The organism is Bacillus sp. SIMBA_026, assembly GCF_046535335.1.
Classification (GTDB): domain Bacteria; phylum Bacillota; class Bacilli; order Bacillales; family Bacillaceae; genus Bacillus; species Bacillus velezensis.
The window spans coordinates 1-269 of the sequence record NZ_JAWRWX010000187.1; the positions used below are offsets into that span (position 1 = coordinate 1).

At 48.7% G+C, this 269-nt stretch carries 1 pseudogene; it reads left to right on the forward strand.

The features are described from left to right. Window positions 1–55: 55 nt before the first annotated feature. Window positions 56–269 (forward strand): annotated as a pseudogene (locus tag SB847_RS21135) (hypothetical protein); the annotation flags it as partial.

Genomic DNA, 269 nt, shown 5'->3' on the forward strand with positions numbered 1-269 from the left:
CCGTGCTAGCCGTAAAGGGCATGAATGCATTTTAATTGGTCACGCAGGACACCCTGTGGTTGAAGGGACTATGGGCCAATATAATAATTCTGAGGGTGGCATTTATTTGGTGGAGTCGCCGGAAGATGTTGCCAAGCTGGAAGTGAAAGATCCCGGTAACCTGCATTACATGAGTCAGACCACCTTATCGGTTGATGACACGGCCGACGTAATAGATGCCTTGCGGCAAAAATTCCCAGAGATAAACGGGCCCCGCAAAGACGATATAT